Source organism: Modestobacter excelsi (assembly GCF_005930495.1).
GTDB lineage: Bacteria > Actinomycetota > Actinomycetes > Mycobacteriales > Geodermatophilaceae > Modestobacter > Modestobacter excelsi.
Window position 1 is genome coordinate 1 of sequence record NZ_SJEX01000100.1, and the last position, 17,267, is coordinate 17,267.

Annotated in this window: 16 protein-coding genes; all 16 read left to right on the top strand. The window is 73.5% G+C overall.

The annotated features are described in order from the left end of the window. The coding region (locus FHL80_RS22510; protein ID WP_216870967.1) for an AfsR/SARP family transcriptional regulator at positions 1-808 on the top strand (808 nt) is incomplete at its 5' end. 436 nt (positions 809-1,244) lie between these two features. Beyond that, the gene (locus tag FHL80_RS22515; protein ID WP_138735574.1) at positions 1,245-1,853 is read left to right on the top strand and encodes a Pvc16 family protein; all 609 of its coding nucleotides are present in this window, start codon (positions 1,245-1,247) and stop codon (positions 1,851-1,853) included. Further along, on the top strand, positions 1,850-2,575 hold the full coding sequence (locus FHL80_RS22520; protein ID WP_138735575.1) for a carboxypeptidase regulatory-like domain-containing protein: 726 nt from the start codon (positions 1,850-1,852) through the stop codon (positions 2,573-2,575). Before FHL80_RS22515 ends, FHL80_RS22520 begins: the two co-directional genes overlap by 4 nt. Positions 2,576-2,589: 14 nt before the next feature. Beyond that, on the top strand, positions 2,590-4,893 hold the full coding sequence (locus FHL80_RS22525; protein WP_138735576.1) for a phage tail sheath family protein: 2,304 nt from the start codon (positions 2,590-2,592) through the stop codon (positions 4,891-4,893). A 40-nt stretch (positions 4,894-4,933) separates the two neighbouring features. After that, entirely contained in the window at positions 4,934-5,389 is a 456-nt protein-coding gene (locus FHL80_RS22530; RefSeq protein ID WP_138735577.1) for a phage tail protein, read from the top strand. A 54-nt stretch (positions 5,390-5,443) separates the two neighbouring features. After that, a complete protein-coding gene (locus FHL80_RS22535; RefSeq protein WP_138735578.1) occupies positions 5,444-7,051 on the top strand; it encodes a phage tail sheath subtilisin-like domain-containing protein in 1,608 nt (535 codons plus the stop codon). Next, a complete protein-coding gene (locus tag FHL80_RS22540) occupies positions 7,048-7,584 on the top strand; it encodes a phage tail protein (RefSeq protein WP_138735579.1) in 537 nt (178 codons plus the stop codon). Before FHL80_RS22535 ends, FHL80_RS22540 begins: the two co-directional genes overlap by 4 nt. Before the next feature lie 5 nt (positions 7,585-7,589). Further along, positions 7,590-7,775, top strand: a complete 186-nt coding sequence (locus FHL80_RS22545) for a putative phage tail protein (protein WP_138735580.1) — start codon at positions 7,590-7,592, stop codon at positions 7,773-7,775. Then, on the top strand, positions 7,772-8,440 hold the full coding sequence (locus tag FHL80_RS22550; protein WP_138735581.1) for a CIS tube protein: 669 nt from the start codon (positions 7,772-7,774) through the stop codon (positions 8,438-8,440). The genes FHL80_RS22545 and FHL80_RS22550 overlap by 4 nt, the downstream gene beginning before the upstream one ends. Positions 8,441-8,442: 2 nt before the next feature. Then, positions 8,443-9,627 carry a phage late control D family protein gene (locus tag FHL80_RS22555; protein WP_216870968.1) on the top strand — a complete coding sequence of 395 codons (1,185 nt, stop codon included), beginning with the start codon at positions 8,443-8,445 and terminating at the stop codon, positions 9,625-9,627. Then, a complete protein-coding gene (locus FHL80_RS22560) occupies positions 9,624-10,415 on the top strand; it encodes a phage baseplate assembly protein V (RefSeq protein ID WP_138735582.1) in 792 nt (263 codons plus the stop codon). The genes FHL80_RS22555 and FHL80_RS22560 overlap by 4 nt, the downstream gene beginning before the upstream one ends. Continuing rightward, complete coding sequence (locus tag FHL80_RS22565) at positions 10,412-10,816, top strand: GPW/gp25 family protein (RefSeq protein WP_138735583.1); 405 nt, start codon at positions 10,412-10,414, stop codon at positions 10,814-10,816. The genes FHL80_RS22560 and FHL80_RS22565 overlap by 4 nt, the downstream gene beginning before the upstream one ends. Next, positions 10,813-12,852 (top strand): baseplate J/gp47 family protein, encoded by a 2,040-nt coding sequence (locus tag FHL80_RS22570; RefSeq protein WP_138735584.1) that lies wholly within the window; start codon positions 10,813-10,815, stop codon positions 12,850-12,852. The genes FHL80_RS22565 and FHL80_RS22570 overlap by 4 nt, the downstream gene beginning before the upstream one ends. Continuing rightward, positions 12,849-14,918 (top strand): putative baseplate assembly protein, encoded by a 2,070-nt coding sequence (locus tag FHL80_RS22575; protein ID WP_138735585.1) that lies wholly within the window; start codon positions 12,849-12,851, stop codon positions 14,916-14,918. Before FHL80_RS22570 ends, FHL80_RS22575 begins: the two co-directional genes overlap by 4 nt. Next, positions 14,915-16,936 (top strand): phage tail protein, encoded by a 2,022-nt coding sequence (locus FHL80_RS22580; protein WP_138735586.1) that lies wholly within the window; start codon positions 14,915-14,917, stop codon positions 16,934-16,936. Before FHL80_RS22575 ends, FHL80_RS22580 begins: the two co-directional genes overlap by 4 nt. Before the next feature lie 19 nt (positions 16,937-16,955). Then, positions 16,956-17,267, top strand: a 312-nt coding sequence (locus FHL80_RS25820) for a hypothetical protein (protein ID WP_216870969.1), incomplete at its 3' end; no start/stop codon positions are given.

Below are 17,267 nucleotides of genomic sequence, written 5' to 3' on the forward strand. Positions count from 1 at the left end.
GAGCAGGGGGATGACACACGGGGGTGGGGCGCCGGCACTGCCGGACACCCGACCGGTACTGATCTGCCTCCTCGGGGACTTCCGGGTCCTCAAGGCCGGGACCGAGGTCCCCATGCGCGGTGGCGGCAAGACCGCGATGCTCCTGACCCTCCTGGCGCTCGGCCAGCGGCACCGCGTGTCCCGGCAGGTGCTGCTGGGGGCGCTCTGGCCGGACAGTGACGAGTCGCGGGGCTCGCACGCGCTCAGCAGCATGCTGCACGGCCTGCACGAGACGCTGGGGGATGCGCTCGACGGGGCGCCGCCCATCGTCCAGCGCTCCGGTGCCTGCCAGTTGAACGTGGACGCCGGTGTGGGCGTGGACACGGCGCAGTTCGACGCGCTCGTCAGCACCGCCGAGGCCCACCTGCGGACCGCGGATGCAAGCGCTGCCGTCGCCGCCCTCGCGGCCGCGGTCGACTTCTACCGGGGCGACGTGTACGCGTGCGACGACCTGCGCGCGATCGTCGAGCGCGAGCGGCTGCGCGCCGTGCACCTGTCCCTGTTGAGCCGCCTGGCCGACCAGCACTTCGAGCAGCAGCAGTACGTGCAGGCGCTGCGGTATGCCATGCGGCTGCTGGCCGCCGACCCGTGCCGGGAGGACGCCCATCGGCTGGTCATGCGCTGCCACGTCCGGCTGGGGGAGCGAGCGCAGGCGCTGCGCCAGTACCGCACCTGTGCCCGGATCCTGGACGTCGAGTTCGGTGCCGGACCGGAACCCCTCACCGACGCGCTCTTCGCGCGGATCCGGGTCGCGCCGGACAGCGTGTGACGGTCTGTGTGCGACATCTGATCCAGATCTGACGTCCACTTCCCCCGGGGTTGACGCCGTACCGACGGAGACCTGAGGGGCCCTCGGTAGGACTGACACCAGTCGATCTCTCGAGGACTTGGTGTCCAGCTCATGCAACGGAGAAGCACTCGCCCGGAAGCGCACGGTGGTGGCCGTCCTCCGGTTGGTGGTGGAGGGCCACGGCGACCTCGTGCACGGCGAGGTGGTGACCGCCTCGGGTCAGGTCGTGGCCCGATTCCGCACGTGGGCCGGCCTCCTACCGGCAGTGCAGGAGTGCATGGGGGAGGAGGGCGCACGGGAGGGCCCCGGGGACGTGCAGGGGACCGACCGGACGCCGGACGACCGAGCCCAGCCATGACCGCCGGGGGCCAGGACCGGCGACCGAGCGACCGTCGAGCTCGGACGGAGTGCTGAGATGGCGGACTTCACCGTCGTCGCAGACGTCTCGGCCATCATCGTCCGCCGGCTGGAAGAGGCGTTCGCGGACCTGCAGCCCGCGCCTCCGGTGGTCGAGCTGAACGACCTGTCCGATGCGGTGCAGTCGTCGGTCTCCAAGCTCACCGTCTTCCTGTACGACATCTCCGAGGACCCGGCGAGCCGGAACCGCCCACCGGTGCTGTCCACACCGCCGGATCGACCGTCGGTGCGCAAGCCGCCGATGGCCCTTCTGCTGCGCTACCTGATGACCCCCTGGGGTGGTACCCAGATCGCCCAGCACCAGATGCTCGGCCGGACGCTGCAGGTCCTCTACGACGACGCGATCCTCGAGGGCGGCCAGCTGTCGGGCAGTCTCGCCGGCAGCACCGACGTCCTCCGGTTCACCTTCACCCCGCTGTCGCTGGAGCAGAAGTCCTGGGTCTGGTACGCGATCCAGAAGCCGTACCGGTTGTCCCTGAACTACGAGGTCCGGGTCGTCAACCTGGACGCGTCCGGAGCCACGCCCGTCGTCCCGGTCGCCAGTCGCAGCCTGCAGCCCGCGACCCATCTCGGGCCCACTGCCGCAGCCCTGGAGCCGGTCCGGTGACCGCCGCGCAGGGGTGGGCGCTGCTGGCGGGTGAACAGCGGACGACGAGCAGCCCGGCGTGGCTCGTCCCCGTCGACGACTTCCGACGGGTCCGCTCGGCCAGGGGTGTGTCCGCCGCGCTGGACGTCTGGGACGCCGCGGGGTGGCGCACGACGGAGGTGCGTGCCACCCGCACTCCCGGCGGTGTCATCGCCTATCCGGGGCTGAACCGCCGCGTCTGGCCGTTCGACCCGCAGTCCCAACTGTTCCGCTGCCGGCTGGCCGCGCCCGGCAGGTACCCGTTGGTGCTCGGGGCGGGCGGCAACTTCTGGGCGGATCTGGTCGGCATCGAGTTCCTCGCCCACCCCTTCGATGACGACCACCCGCCGGAGCAGGTGGGCCAGGCGGTGGTCGTGCCCATGCTCCCCGGTCCGACGTATGCATTCCCGCCGGGTACCCGGGTGGTGCGCGGCACGGTCCGCGATGGCGTCACGGGCCGGCCGGTGCCGAACGCGCTCGTCCAGGCGGGGGGGACGAGCGATCCTGACCTCGTCCCCTGGACCGAGCGGTCCCTCAGCGGGCCGGACGGCGCGTTCGCGCTGGCCCTGCGATTCCAAGGCGTGCACGAGGTCGGCGGCGAGGCCTTCGACCTGACCGCCACCGAGAGCCCGGACCGCAGCGGCGCTCTGCACGTCCACGTGACCGACGAGCCGCTCGGGCTGCTCGTCATCGAGATCAGCTGACCGAGGGAGTCCCCATGCCCGAGTACTTGAGCCCAGGCGTCTATGTCGAGGAGATCGACGCCGGCCCGCGTCCGATCGCCGGGGTGAGCACCACCACGACCGGCATGGTGGGGGTCACGGTGCGCGGGCCCGTCGACGGGAAGCCGCGGCTGGTGACGAACTTCCTCGAGTACCAGCGGACCTTCGGCGGCTTCCTTCCCCAGCCGGACGTCGGACTGGCGGCGCGCTGGACGAACGACCCGGTCGAGGGCGGCATTTGGTGGAGGCTCGCGCACTCCGTGCAGGGCTTCTTCGTCAACGGCGGACAGCGGCTGTACGTCAAACGTGTCGCCGCCGGCGGCGCCGCCGCGTCATCTGGCTCCATGGGCCGGGGCCGGTTCGCCCGGATCACCGCCGACGCCGCCACCGGTGCCGCGACGCTCCAGATCAGCGACCTGCTCGGGTTGGGGGGCAACGGGACCGCAGTCACCCTCGTGCGGGGGACCGACGGCACGGAGATGCTCAGCACCACCATCGCCTCGTACGACTCCACCGGACCGTCGATCACGCTGGCGACGGCGCTGAGGGAGGAGGTGCGCGCCGGCCGAGGGGACGTTGTCCGGGTCGGGGGCGTGGTGCAGGACCCGAACACGGCGGCCAACCGGACCGTCAGGTTCGGCGCGGCCAGCCCGGGCGGCTGGGGCGACAGCGTGCAGGTACGGGTGGAGCCGGTCGCGTCGGCGACCCTGCGGCTGCTCCCGGACCCGTCCGAGGGAGCGTTGTTCGTGACCCGCCTGGCGCAGGACGCCGCCGCGAACAGCCCCACTCTCGTCGTCGAGGCGACCACCGGTCTGGCCGCCACACAGGACGACTCCTGGGTCCTGGCCGGGCAGTTCAGGCTCCCGGTGGACCACATCGACCCCGTGGCCGGCGACGCCACCCAGTTCACGCTCACGCTGGCCACCGGCACAAACCACCCTGGGTGGAGGACCGGCTTCGGGGTTCGTCGTGTCCGTCGGGTGAACCCTGACCCGACCGCCCGGACCATCCGGGTCGCCAGCGCGTCCCGGCTGTACCGCGAGGCTCAACTTCAGATCGACGACGGGTCACGACTCCTCCTGCGGAGCGTGGCTGGGGAAGCTGCGGACGACGTCGTCACCCTGAACGAGGCTCCGGGGGGCGATCCTCTGTTCGAGACCGACCGGCTCTCCCTCGTCGAGGCGACGGTGCTCGCGCGGTTCACCGACGAGACGGGCGATCTCGTGGAGGAATCGCTGGGGCCGATCCGGCTGACGGCCGCCGCGGAACAGCCGGAGAGCATCGAGAGCGTCCTGGCCGCGTCGTCCCAGCTGGTTCGAGCCGCCCGTGGCGCCGCGTTGAGCGGCGACCCCAGCCGCTTCCCGGTCGACGTACGCGGCGGGTGGCTCAGCCTCGCGGACGGCGACGACAACTTCGACTCCCTGGACACCGGCGATTTCGTCGGCACCGACGGCGGCAGCGGGCGCCGCACGGGGATCGTTGCGCTGGAGGACATCGACGAGATCGCCATCTGCGCGGTCCCCAGCGTGTGGTCGGGAACCGTGCAGTCCTCGTTGATCACCCACTGCGAGAGCCTCAAGGACAGGTTCGCCGTCCTCGACCCGCAGGACGGCCTCTCCATCGAGGGGGTCCGGCAGTTCCGCGAGGCGTACGACACCCGCTACGCCGCGCTCTACCACCCCTGGCTGGTGATCCCGGACCCCTCGGGGCGGGGACCGGCGCTCCACGTGGGCCCGTCCGGCCACATGGCCGGCATCTACGCCCGGACCGACATCGAACGGGGGGTCCACAAGGCACCGGCCAACTCGGTGGTGCGCGGCGTCCGGGTCCGGGACGGGTTCGCCCAGGACATCAGCAAGCGCGAGCAGGACGTGCTGAACCCCAAGGGGATCAACGCGCTGCGGTTCTTCCCGGGGTTCGGGCACCGGGTCTGGGGTGCGCGGACGCTCTCGTCGGACTCGTCATGGAAGTACGTCAACGTCCGCCGGCTGTTCATCTACCTGGAGGAGTCGATCGACGAGGGCACCCAGTGGGCGGTGTTCGAGCCCAACGACGAGGCGCTCTGGGCACTGGTCAAGCAGACGGTCAGCAACTTCCTGACCACCACGTGGCGCAGCGGGGCGCTGGCCGGGACGACGCCGGACGAGGCGTTCTTCGTGGCCTGCGACCGCACCACGATGACCGAGGACGACCTGCAGAACGGGCGACTGATCTGCGTGATCGGCGTCGCGCCCGTGTTCCCCGCCGAGTTCGTCATCTTCCGGATCCAGCAGAAGACCCGAGAGGCCCAGCTCGTCTGAGCGGACCCCGGCAGCCCTCGAGCGATGAAGGAGCCCAGCGATGCCACCGGTCACCCGGGAAGACCCGTACGCCGCCTTCAACTTCCAGGTCATCGTCACGAACGTGAGCGACGACGGCGTCGCGGTGAGCGGGGCGTTCACCGAGATCACCGGGCTGGAGGTGGAGATCTCACCGATCGAGTACCGGGGCGGCGCCGAGGACATCACCGTGCGCAAGATCCCCGGCCTGAAGAAGTTCTCGAACATCACGCTGAAACGCGGCATCACCGGCCACATCGGTTTCTGGAACTGGGTCGTGGAGGCCATGAACGGCAAGGTCCGGCGCACCGCCGGCTCGATCATCATGCTCGACGAGAACCGGCAGGAGGTCATGCGCTGGAACTTCAGCCGCGCCTGGCCCACCAAGTACACCGGCCCGTCGCTCGGGGCGAACAAGAACGAGATCGCCATGGAGACCCTCGTCCTGGCGGTCGAGGGCGTCCTGATCGACGTCTGACCCATCCGGTCACGCGTCGCGTGACCGCTCCGTCGAACTCCTGGAGGCTGCGCCGTGGTCACCGACGCGTTGCCCGGCCTCGCGCTCGAGGTGGTGCCACCCCCGGCCGAGCAGGACGTGCTGCGCACCGACGTGGCCGCCGTCCTCGGCCGGACCCGGCGTGGCCCGATCGGTGTCCCGGTGCGGGTGGAGAGCCGGCTGGACTTCGAGCGCTGGTTCGGCCCCGTCAACGGCGCTGCGTCGACGCCGCTCGCCGTCCGCGGGTTCTTCGAGAACGGCGGCCGGACGGCGTGGGTGTTGCGGGTCGGCCGAGCGGGGCGGACGGCGAGCACGGTGTGGACGCCGGGGGACCCGGCGCCGGCCGGGCTCGACCACCGCGACTACCAGGTGCTGGCCACGAGCCCTGGTACCTGGGCGAACAACACGCGGGTTCGACTCCGCTATCAGGCGAGCAGCGTGGCCGGTCCGCCCACGATCAGCGTCCGGGTCGTCCCTCCCGGCGAGCCCGCCGAGACGTTTCCGCCGACAGCGCCGGAGCGGCTCGTCGATCAGCTGGCCGCGTCGCGGTTCATCCGCCTGGTCCCGCTCGGGGACCGGATGTCACCGGCCGGCACCGGCGGGCCGCTGGTGCGGCAGTGGGACCTGGAGCTCGGGAGGCTGGCCGGCGCGCCCGCCGAGGACCAGGATCGCTGCCGCGGCACCGACGTCCCCCCTGGGCCCGCCGACTACCGGCTGGCCGCGGAGACCGTGGCCGAGCTCCAGGAACCGGCCCTGGTCTGCGCACCGGATCTGGCCGACGACCTCGCCGGAGCGGGTCCCGCCCAGGCGGTGCTCGATCTGCTCACCGCGGTCGAGCCGACCCAGGACCGCTTGGTCGTGCTCGACATGCCGGCCGCGCCCGCCCCGGACACCGAGGTGGCGCTGCGAGGGACTGGGCCGGAGTCATCGGGTCCGTCGGTGGACGCGGCGATCGCCTGGGTACAGGAGGTCCGGGCCGTGGGGGACGAGCGGCTGCTGCGGTGCGCCGCCGTCTACCACCCACGGCTCCGTGTGCGTGCCGGTCCCGCAGGTGCTGACGACACGGTCGCCACGGTGCCGGCCGCCGGACACGTCCTAGGTGTGATCGCGCGGCTGGACGGCGAGCGGGGGCCGCACCACACCCCCGCGAACGCGGTGGTCCTCGAGGCGGTCGACCTCGAGCTCGGACTGCCCATGGCGCAGGAGGTCCGGCTGTTCGAGGCAGGCGTGAACCTCCTCCGTTCCTCCACCGGCCGCGGGGTGCAGGTCTGGGGCGGTCGGACGCTGGCCACGACCCCCGGTGGTCGGTACGTCGCGCACCGGAGGTTGGTGCACCTGCTCGTCCGCGCGATCCGGGGAGTCGCCGGCCCGCTGGTCTTCGAGGTCAACGGCCCACAGCTGCGGCTCACCCTGGTACGCGGCATCACGTCGGTGCTGCTGGCCGCGTTCCGGTCCGGCGCACTCGCCGGCGACCGGCCGGAGGAGGCCTTCCGGATCCTCTGCGACGAGCAGAACAACCCGCCGGGCCAGGCACCGGAGGTCGTCGTCTGCGACGTCGAGGTGGCGCCTGTCGTGCCCATGGAGTTCATCCGCATCCGGGTGGTGCTCGGTCAGGACCGTGGGCTGGAGGTGCTGGAGTCATGACGGGCCCCTCCGGCGGCGTCCTCCCGGCCGCGCCGGACCCGCTGCCGAAGTTCCGGTTCGTGGTCACCCTGGACCCCGGGGACGCTTACCTGCCTCCCGCGCAGGCGGCGCTCGTGCCGCTCGTCGCGGGCGCGGCGTTCCAGGAGGTGACCGGGCTCGGCGCGCAGCTGGAGGTCGTGGCCTACGCGGAGGGCGGCCGGAACGACTCCGTCCACCAACTGCCCCTGCGGCACAGCTGGAACCGGCTCACCCTCCGCCGCGGGCTGGTCCTCGATCCGGGCCTGTGGAGCTGGTACCAGGCCGGCCTGTCCGGATCGCTCGGCGGGCGTCGCGACGGCTCGGTGCTGCTCCTCGACGCGGCCGGGATCCCCGCGGTCAGCTGGGCCTTCCACGGCGGCCTCGCTGCCAAGTGGACCGGGCCGGACCTGCATGCCGAGCAGAACGCGGTCGCCCTGGAGGCGCTGGAGATCGCGCACGAGGGCCTGACCCGGGTCGATCCGAGCACCGCCGCGACGCAGCTGACCAGGAGGTGACGCACATGGCTTCGGTGACCATCCAGCAGCTCGACGTGCGGTTCCACGTGGAGGGCAACGACCAGGCCGAGTTCACCCGGCTGTTCGAGCGGCACATCCGGGCCTGGGCCCGGGCGGTCGAGGACGAGCGGTCGCGACGCTGCCGCACCGAGGCCGAGCGCGGCATCGGTGACCGGTCGGTGGACCGGTGACCAGTCCCGCGGCCGCCGCCGTGGGGGGCGTCGCCGAGGCACACCTGGAGGTGCTCGATCCCCCCGGGGACGCGCAGCAGCGGCTGCGGATCCCGCTGCGGTTCAACCCGACGGACTACAAGCTCAGCAAGGGCAACACCTTCGCCGAGATCAGCATCCCGGGCCTGGAGTCCCCGCCCCTGCAGTACGTCCGCGGGACGCCGGAGTCCCTCAGCCTCGAGGCGCTGGTGGACACCTCCGACACCCTGCAGGACGTCCGGGTCGCCTACGTCGACAGGCTCCGGGACCTGATGCGCCCGGACGGCCGGCTGCACGCGCCGCCGATCGTCCGGTTCGTCTGGGGTGGCCCGGTGTTCACCGCCGTCCTGGAGAAGCTCGACATCACCTACCAGCTCTTCCTGCCGGGAGGGACGCCGCTGCGGGCGAAGCTCGACCTGACCCTCAAGGAGTACCGCCGCGCCGCGGTGCAGGCGCTCGAACGGCCCGGCTCGTCGCCCACCGTCGAGAAGAGCTACGTGGTCCGCCGCGGCGACACGCTGGCCAGCATCGCGAACGGCCTCTACCAGCGGCCCGACGCCTGGCGGGACATCGCGCGGGCGAACGGCATCACCAACCCCCGCGACCTGCGCCCCGGGCAGGTTCTGACCGCACCTCGGCTGGAGTGACCGTGACCGTGCCAGGCGGCCAGCCCCAGGTCGCACCCCCGGATCGGTACGCACCCGAGTTCCAGGTGCTCATCGAGGGGCTGCAGGCCGACCCGACCACGAAGAACGACGTCATCGACGTCAAGGTGCATCGCGACCTCGACGAGATGTCGGGCTTCGACATGACCCTGAACAACTGGGACGACGTGCGTCGGCGCTTCAAGCACAGCGACTCGGCGACCTTCCAGATCGGCAACCGGGTGACGGTGAGGCTCGGCTACGCCGACGAGCTGCTCACCGTCGCAACCGGCACCATCAGCACGCTGTCCCCGGCCTTCCCCGACGGCTCCGCACCCACGGTGGCGATCAGCGGCGTCGACGGGATGATGCAGCTGAAGGACCGCAAGCCCGCCGAGGGGGAGACGTCCTACTACCGGGACGTCACCGACGCCCAGATCGCGCAGCAGGTGGCTCAGCGCAACCGGCTCGCCGCCCGGGTCGACGACACCGGACCCACCTATGAGCTGGTGGTACAGAAGGCGCAGGACGACGCCACGTTCCTGATGGAGCGGGCCAAGCGGATCGACTACGACTGCTACATCCTCCCCGACGAGAGCGGCGTGCAGACCCTGCACTTCGTCCGGCCGACGGACGGCAGGGACGGCGGCGGCCTGCGCGTGTTCCGGCTGGCCTATGCGCCCGGTCTCAGCACCGGGCCCAGTGCGCAACCGGCCGGGCTGGTGCCCAACCTGTTGGACTTCACCCCCACCCTCACCATCTCCGGCCAGGTCGGGAAGGTCACCGTCCGCGGCTGGGACCCCCGCACCAAGCAGCAGCTCGTCTACACCGCGTCGGCGCAGGACCTGCCGTCGACGCCTGGCCAGCAGGGCTCGTCCGGCCCGGCACTGGCCGAGAAGACCCTCGCCGGTCGGCAGGACGTCACGGTGGACGCGCCGGTGAGCAGTGACCAGGAGGCGCGTGAGCTGGCGATCAGCCTGCTCCGGGAGCGTGCCTACGAGTTCATCACCGCCACGGGCAGGCTGGCCGGCCTGCCCGAGCTCCGCCCTGGCGACAACCTGGAGATCTACGGCCTGGGCCAGCGGTTCTCCGGCACCTACTTCGTCAAGCGGGTGGAGCACACCCTCGGCTCCGGCGGCTTCTTCACCCAGTTCAACGCTCGGCGCATCTACGACGGAGGTACCCGATGAGCTCGGCGACCGCCCGTTCACGCAGCACCGACAAGCGCTACTACGGCGTTGTCGAGGCGATCGTGCAGCAGTCGGCGGGGGACGACGAGGGCCGGGTCAAGGTGACGTTCCCCTGGTTCGACGGCGGAACGGTCACCGACTGGTGCCGGGTCTGCCAGCTCTACGCCGGCGACGGCTACGGCGCCACCTTCGTGCCCGAGCGCGGCGACGAGGTGCTCGTCGCCTTCGTGCACGGCGACATGCGGTTCCCGATCGTCGTCGGCGGCCTCTACAACGGCAAGGACAAGCCGCCGGCTGCCCCCGTGGACGGCAAGGACCAGAAGACGATACGGACCAAGGCCGGTCACCAGCTCACCTTCGACGACCAGTCCAGTCAGGCGGCGGTCCGGGTGCGGTCGGCCGCCGGGCACACCGTCGAACTGGACGACCAGGGCAAGAAGGTCCGGCTGGCGTCGACCGGAGGGCACACCGTGGAGCTGGATGACCAGGGCGGCACCGTCCGGGTCGCCGCGGCGGGCGGCAGCAGCGTCGTGGTCGACAGCAGCGGGATCACCCTGCAGACGTCGGGGAACATCACGCTCCAGGCCGGCGGCACGGTCACGATCAGCGGCGCATCGATCAGCCTGTCCGCCGCGAACGTCGCACTCGGGCAGGGGATCCCGGTTTCCCAGCCGGTGCTCCTCGCGGGGTTCCTCACCCACACGCATCCGTCCGCCGCAGGGCCGACCGGTCCGGCGATCCCGCTCCCGGCACCGGCACCGACGGCGAGCCAGGTGGTCGCGTCATGAGCGAGGACTTCATCGGCACGGGTTGGCGGTTCCCGATCATCCCCGACGACGCCGGCCGGCTCGGCTACGCCAGCGGCGAGGCGAGCATCGACGCCTGCCTGCGCGCGCTCCTGCTCACCGGGCTCGGCGAGCGGGTGATGCGGCCCGACCTCGGCACCCGGGCGCCGGACCTCGTGTTCGCGCCGGGCAGCACGCAGAACCTGCACGACCTCGAGGACTCGATCCGGGAGGCGGTGACGCGGTTCGAGCCGCGGGTCGAGCTCGACGACGTCCGAGCGGAGACGGTGCCGCAGGACCAGTCGCGCGTGACGGTCTCGGTCGTCTACCGGATCCGCCGGACGAACACGCGGGCCAACCTCGTCTTCCCGTACTACCTCGGGCTCAGCGGGAGGCTGCCGTGACCCTGCAGCCGCTGCTCCTGGACGACCTCGAGTGGGCGCCGATGGTCGAGGCCATCCGGCGCCGGGTGCCCGCTGAGTCGGACGGCACCTGGACCCTGCACTCCCCGGTGGACCCGGGGATCACCCTGCTCGAGCTGTTCGCCTACCTGCTCGAGCAGCGGCTGTACTGGCTCGACCAGGTGCCGGACGAGTTGGTCCTCGCCGTGGCGCGGCTGCTCGGGCTGCCCGGCCCGCGGTCTGCGCGGGCGGCCGGCACGGTCCTCAGGCTGCACGCCGAACAGGCCGGGACCGCCGCGCCCCTCGTGCCCGACGGGACGGTGTTCGCCCGCGACCCCGAGCAGCAGGTCGCGTTCACCGTCCAGGGGCCCACCACGGTGCTGCCCGTCGTCGACGATGCGCTGCGGCTGTGGGCCGGGGGACGGGAGCGCACGGCCGACCTGGTCGCACACCGGCCAGTGCCGCTGTTCACCCCGGACGCCGGTCCCGCGGAGGTGCGGTTCGTGCTCCCGCTGCCCAAAGCCTTCGGCCGGGCCCCGCGGCAGGCGCAGCTGTCGCTGCTGCTGCAGCTCGACGTGCCCGACCGGTGTCCGGCCGCATGGCTGCCGGGGTCGCTGGCCGACGTACCGCCGCCGGCCGAACTGGTCTGGTCGTGGTACGTGCCGGAGCCCGACGACCCGGCCATCGGGACGGACGTGGCCGGGGCCGACGCCGCGGTGGACGGCACCGCGGGCCTGCGCCGCTCCGGCGTGCTGCGGGTGCCGCTGCCGGCGGACTGGTGCAGCGGAGGACCGGACCCGGCGCCCCGGGCGTACGGGCTGCGGCTGAGCACCCCCGCGGCCACCTTCAGCACTGCGCCGGTCCTGCTCCAGCTGGTCCCGAACGCGGTGCCGGCGACGCACCGGCGCCGACTCGCCGTGACCGGGAAGGACCTCGTGGGGCAGCTGCGCGCCTGGCGTCGGCTGCCCGGCCAGCACCTGGACCTGCCCGCGGCCAGGGGAACGCTGCTGTCGGCGGAGGTCCGGATCACCCGGGACGGGACCGAGCAGCCGTGGACGGTCGCCGACGCGTTCACCTTCGCCGGACCTGCGCACCGGGTCTTCGTGGCGGACCGGGACGCCGGCGCGGTCCGGTTCGGGGACGGGCTGACCGGCGCCATCCCGGTTCCCGACCTCGACTCCGCCGGAGCCGCGCTGCTGGTCGAGGTCGAGTACGAGGTCGGCGGGGGGACGGTCGGCAACGGCGGCCTCACCCGGAACTGGACCGTGGTGAGGGACGGCACACCCATCGAGCCGGGTCTGGTCGCGACGGCCGACAACGTCGTGCCGGCCACGGGTGGTGCGGAGGCCGAGACGATGCCCCAGATCCGCGCGCGGATCGGTGACGCGCAGCACGAGGTCACCCGCGCGGTGACCCCGGCCGACGTCGTCACGCTGGTCACCGGCACGAGAGGGGTCGCCGTCGCCCGGTGCTACGTCGGCCCCGGCGAACACCCCCGGTACCCATGCTCGACGGTGCCCGGCGCGATCACCGTCCGCGTCGTCCCCGGCGTCACCGACCCGGCCGGGCGGCTCACCGACGCCGCGTACGACCCCCGGCTCCGCCCGGACCCCGGGATCCTGCGGGCGGTCGCGGCCCGGCTGGAACCCACCCGGCTCATCGGCACCGAGCTCTTCGTGCTGCCTCCGCGCTATCGACCGGTGGCCCTGAGGGTCGAGCTCAGCGGCGCGCCGACCGACCTGGAAGCTGTCCGCGCAGCCGTACGCGCCGGCCTGCGCCGTTTCCTGGACCCGCTCCTGGGCGGCTCCGAGCAGGAGGGCTGGCCGTTCGGTGAGCCGCTCCGCCCCTCCGCGTTGCTGCGCGCCGCACAGTCCGCGCTCGAGGACCTGGCTCAGGTCGAGCGGGTGGCCATCGGCCTGGACGGCGCCGAGCCGGAGGAAGCCTGCTTCGACGTCCCGCTGGGGTCCGGTTGGCTCCCTGCGTTGACGGAGGTCCGGGTCGCCCCCGTGGCCGGGGACCCGGGGCAGGGACTGTCATGAGCCAGCCGGCGTGGTGGGGCCGCGAGGCCGGCGGCCGCCAGGACGCGGGGACCGTCCCCGGTGCCGGCCCGAGCGGCGTCCAGCCCGAGCTGGTCGACGCCACCCGCGAGGCCGCCCGCGAGGCGGTCCGCGCCCGGATCGCGGGTTACACGCCCGATTGGACCAACCCGGACCAGCGGGACGCCGGTGTCGCGCTGCTCCGGCTGTTCGGTACGCAGCTCGAGCCGGTGCTGCAGCGGGCGAACCGCCTGCCCGAGAAGCTGCTCGTCGAGGAGCTGACCCTGGCGGGTGTCAGCCCGCTCCCCGCGACACCTGCCGCGGCCGTCCTCCAGTTCACGGCCCGACCTCCCGATGGTCGGTCGGTCCTCGTGCCGGCCGGCTTCCAGGTGGCGGCCCCGCCGGCGGGCGGCGGCGACCAGGTCGTCTTCGAGACCCGGACCGATCTCTGGGCGACGACGGCCACCCTGCGCACCCTGGTCATCGAGGAGGACGGGCTCCGGCGACCGGTCACCGTCGGGGCGGCCGGCCCGGCAGCGCCCTTCGCACCCCTGGGCGACCGGCCGCGTCCGGGCAACGCGATCTGGATCGGGCTGGCCGGCGACGCCGAGCCGTACCCGAACCTGAACCTGGGCGTCGTGGCCGTGGTGGCGCCCGTGCCCCGGCCCGCCGCAGCCGGCGGGCGGGGCACGGCGGTGCTGAGCGGGGAGCCGCTGCTGCGCTGGGAGGTGCTCGACGGCGACGTCTTCAGGCCGGTCGACGTGCTCCGGGACGGCACCGGCTCGTTGCGGGCCGCCGGCATCGTGGAACTGCGACTGCCCGGCGGCTGGCAGCCGGCCGTGGGCGGCCGCGCGCCGGCCGCCGGGCTGCGCTGGTTGCGCGCCACCCTGACGCAGGGACGACTCGCCGAGCCGCCGGTGCTGACCGACGTCCGGTTGAACACGGTGGCTGCCGACGCGGTCACCACGATCCGCAACGAGGCGCCGGAACCGGTGCAGGTCCCCGTGCCGGACGGCCGCACCAGGCTGCGGTTGAGCCGGACGCCGGTGCTGCCGGGCACGGTGACGCTGCAGGTGGACGACGACGCCGGCACCGACGTCTTCGGCACCGCACCGGGAAAGGCGAGCACCTGGTCGGAGGTGCCCAGCCTCGCCGGGCGGGGCGCGGACGACCCGGTGTTCACCCTCGACCCCGGAACCGGCGTCCTCACCTTCGGCGACGGCGTGCAGGGCCGCGTGGTACCACCCGGCTTCCGCAACGTCACCGCTCTCGCCTACCGGGTGGGTGGCGGCCGGGCCGGTCGGGTCCCGGCCGGCGCGATCACCGCCATGGTCACCTCGCAGCCGTACGTCGTGGGGGTGACGAACCCACGCGCGGCCGAGGGGGGCTCGGATCCCGAGCCGCAGTCCGACGCCGTCCGCCGCGGGGCGGCCCAGCTCCGTGCCCGGGGGCGGGCGGTCGCGGCCGCCGACTACGGCCTGCTGGCCCTGGAGGCCCCCGGGGCCCAGCTGGCCCGTGCCCACGGCGAGGCCGGGCTCGACCCCGAGCACCCCGGCGTCCCGGCGGCCGGCGTGGTAGGGGTGCTCGTCGTCCCGCCGGTCACCGATGAGACGGACCCGCCGATGCCGACACCGGCGACGCTGCAGGCGGTCGTCAGCCACCTGAGCGGATCGGTTGCACCGATGGGGGTGCGCGTCGTCGCCGCTCCGGCCACCTACCGGCGGGTGCACGTCGAGGCGTGGGTGGTGCTCACCCCCGCCGCGGACCGTGCCGAGGTCCTGCGGGCGGCGACGGACGACCTGACCGGGTACCTGCACCCGCTGACCGGTGGGGACGACGGTGGGGGCTGGCCGTTCGGCGGGGCACTGCGCAGCGTCGCGCTCACCCGCCGCCTGCTGGCCGTTCCCGGCATCATGGCGGTGCCGCTGATCACGGCGGTCGTCGACGGCCTGCGGTTGCCGGCGTGCACCGACCTGCCGTTGGCGGCGACCGAGCTGCTGTGGCCGGAGCGGCCGTTGCTGGTCCCGGTCCCGACCGGGACCGTCGTGGCTGCGGGGGGTGCCCCGTGACGCAGGCGGACCCGAACACGACGTTCCGGCTCGTGGACCCGTACGTGGGATGGCAGCCGGACCCGACCTCCGCCAGCACCGGCCTCACCGGGTTGGCGGACGAGGACGGACTCCGGTTGGCCACCCTCAGCGGAGGGCTGGTCCGGGACGACCTCCTGCCCTGGTTCCCGGATCCCCGGCTGGCGCACTCCAGCCGGTCCGGCTGGTACCTGCTCGCCAGCGGCGCCGTCCCCCGACTGCTGCGCCGCGATCCCTGCACGGGCGCCTGGCGGCCGCTGTGGACGCCGTCCTGCGACCCGGAGCTGCTGCACGACCCCATCGCGGTCGCCGCCGCCGGCCACCGCCTCGCGGTCGCGGACAAGCGCCGGGTGCTCATCTGGGACCACGAGGGTGAGCAGCTCACCGCGGTGGTCGATGACCCCGGGGCGCGGCTGGTCGCAGTGGACGCGACCGGCGCGGTGGTGGCCGCCGGGGCCGAGGCGTCCCGCCTGTGGCGCTACGGCCCGGACGGCACGCCGCACGGCAGCCTCCGGACCGGCGTCGCCGGGCAGCTGGTCGGGCTCCGGATCGGCCCCGGCGGCACTGTGTGGCTGCTCTCCCGGGACGGGGACCGCGGACCACTGCGGCTGTCGACCGGCCGGCCCGGTGCGGCGTTCGCGACCACCGACCCCGCTGCCCTGGCCGAGGCACTGCCCGCGTCCGCGCTGGTCGCCGCCTGGGCCGGGGGCTTCTGCCTCCGGGTACCCGGGCGCGAGGGCGAGACGCGCGACGAGTGCGCGGACTGGTCGGGAGCGGCCCTGTCCGGTGGCGCGCCGCGGGCACCCCGCTTCAGGACCAGCGGGACCCTCGTGACCGGGCCTCTCGACAGCGGCATCTCCCGGTGCCGGTGGCACCGCGTCCGGGTGGACGCCGAGGTGCCGGCCGGCTGCAGCCTGTCCGTGGCGGTCGCCGTCACCGAGGACCGGGCGGCGGAACCCCACGAGCGCGACTGGCAGGCGGCCCCCGCCGGCGTTCTGGACCACCTCGTGGACCAACCGCCCGGGCGCTGGCTGAGGCTGCGGCTCACCCTGACCAGCGACGGGGAGCGCACCCCGGTGGTGTACCGGGTCCGGCTGGACCTGCCCCGCTCGACCAGCGCGGACCTGCTGCCGGCGGCGTTCCGCCAGGACCCGCTGGCCGAGGACTTCACCGAGCGCTTCCTGTCCCTGTTCGACGCCTCACTGGCCGACCTGGACCGGGTGATCGAGCGCTACCCGGCTCTCCTCGACGTCGATGGTGTCCCGGACGGCGCGCTGACCTGGCTCGGCGGCCTGCTGGGGCTCGGGTTCGACGCGGGCTGGGGTCCGGACATCCGGCGCCGCCTCGTGGCCGCAGCCCCCGACCTCTACCGCACCCGGGGCACCCCCGCGGCGTTGAGCCGGGTGATCGAGATCGTCACCGGGATGGCACCCGACATCCGGGAGCTGGCCGCCGAGCGGCTCTGGGCAACAGTCACCGCAGCGGGCACGGCGCCGGGCGACCCGGCGGCCGCGGGGAGCACGCTCGGCCAGGCCCGGCTCTTCGGGCGCGCTTCCGCGCGGTTGCGCCTGGGCGATGCCGCGGGCGTGGGTGGCTCGCCGCTGGGCTCCACGCCGCTGCGGGCCCGTGGTGATCCCGACACCGATGCGGTGTCGGCGCATGCCCACCGGTTCCGCGTCACTCTGCCGCCGCGTGCGCTGTCCCCGGAGGAGGAGCAGACGCTCAGCCGGCTGGTCGCCCGGCAGGCTCCCGCGCACACCGTCGGGACCGTGCGCAGCGGCGGCCTGGGGCTCGTCGTCGGCGTCTGGTCCGCAGTCGGGGTGGACACGGCGCTGGTGCCGTTGCCGGCACCGGTCCTGGGTCCCGCGCCGGCGGGAGCCCGCTCCCGTCCGGTCCGGCTGGGGCGGTCGAGCGTGCTGTGGCCAGGGCCTCGCGGGCACTGGACCGGAACCCCCGTCCGGTCGGGGACGGCGGTCGGCGTGCAGACGCTGGCCTGGTGAGGAGTGAGAGGACCCGGAGATGACAGAGACGACACGGACGGGACGCGGATCGGACCTGCCGGATCTGCGTCGGCTGCGGTACTTCCACGGCCAGCTGCTGGGGGCCCGCGACTTCCGCCGCGAGCAGGCGTACATGCGCGACAAGTTGCGGCTGCGCATGCGGCACCTGCTCGGCTACGGCGTGGTCTGCGGACTCCGGGTGGAGCCGGTGCGGACGGGCCCGTACGACCAGCCCCACGAGGCCCCGGACGCAGCACAGGCGGGATCAGCAGCCGCTGTGGCAGGGACCGCCGCGACGGATGCCGAGGCCGGCGCGGAGTCGGCCGGGACC